Source organism: Rhizobium sp. 10N427, assembly GCF_056394605.1.
Genome location: NZ_JBFTID010000040.1, coordinates 1 through 1,140 on the forward strand (window position 1 = coordinate 1; position 1,140 = coordinate 1,140).

Below are 1,140 nucleotides of genomic sequence, written 5' to 3' on the forward strand. Positions count from 1 at the left end.
GGGGAGAGCGACTGTCTTCGGCGTCAAGCGTTTTGCCATGGTTTTGCGTCCCGGATGATAGCGTTGAGGATGGTGAGGAGCTTTCGCATGGTTGCGACGAGGGCGACGATCTTCGGCTTGCCGGCTGCGACGAGCCGGTCGCGAAACTCCTTGAGGCCCGGGTTATGGCGGCTTGCGACGAGAGCAGCCATGAACAGGACGGCGCGCACCTTGCCTCTGCCGCCGCCGATGAAGCTCTTGCCTTTCCATTTGCCCGACTGCCGCGTCCAGGGCGCCAGTCCTGCCAGTGAGGCGATCTGACGCCGGTCGAGGCTGCCGAGCTCCGGCAGTTCGGCCAGCAGCGTGCGGGCCGTTGTCGGCCCGACGCCTGGCACGGAGACCAGCAGGCTCTCGCGCACCCGCCATATCGGCGACTTACGGATATGGTCGTCGAGATCGGCATCGAGGCTGTCGAGTTCGCGCCGCAAGGCCGCAAGCAAGCGTTTGATGCTTTTCTGCGCCTGTCTTGCCAACACCATACGCAGCCGGTTCTCCTCCGCCACGATCATCTGCACAATCTGGCGCCTGCGGGCGACGAGTTCGGAAAGGGCCTGCGTCTCGGCATCGCGCAGAGGCCGGATCTCCGGCTTGGTCGCCAGCACGAAGGCGGCAATGACGGCGGCATCGATCGGGTCGGTCTTGGCCTTGCGGCCAATGGCATTGGCATAGGCACGCACCTGCGCCGGATTGACGACGAGCACCGTCAGTCCTGCCGATGACAGTCCGGCCACAGCCTGCATCTCGAAGCCGCCAGTCGCCTCAAGCGCGATCGCATCGGCCCCGATCGCCTTCAGTCGGCCGGTCAGCTCGCCAATACCGGCATCGTCGTTGTCCACCGCAAAAGCCTCGCCCTGCGGAAGCACCGCCACGTCGAGCCGGTCTTTCGAAACATCGATGCCTACTATCGTCTCCATCTGATCCCATCCTTGCCTAAGCGGGCTTTGCCTGCGCAAGCGGCCCTGGCGACTGTTCGGGTTCAATGGAACGGCGGACGGAGACCCAGGCTCTCCCACGGGCTTGGTGTCCCAAAGGTGCGTCGGTCTTCCATCCGCCACCGCGATCGGCATTACAGCCTCGATAGCGGATAAAGGGAAGTTACAA

General features: G+C 64.0%; 1 protein-coding gene. It reads right to left on the minus strand.

All coding sequences use genetic code 11. The features are described from left to right. Nucleotides 1–23: 23 nt before the first annotated feature. Nucleotides 24–953: an IS110 family RNA-guided transposase gene (locus AC1DIJ_RS30885; protein ID WP_112390933.1), complete on the minus strand. Its 930-nt coding sequence runs from the start codon at nucleotides 951–953 to the stop codon at nucleotides 24–26. Nucleotides 954–1,140 lie beyond the last annotated feature (187 nt).

What these genes read in the sequence shown, in the direction of transcription:
- AC1DIJ_RS30885 (WP_112390933.1), bottom strand. Translation starts at nt 953, where the DNA reads ATGGAGACGATAGTAGGCATCGATGTTTCGAAAGACCGGCTCGACGTG.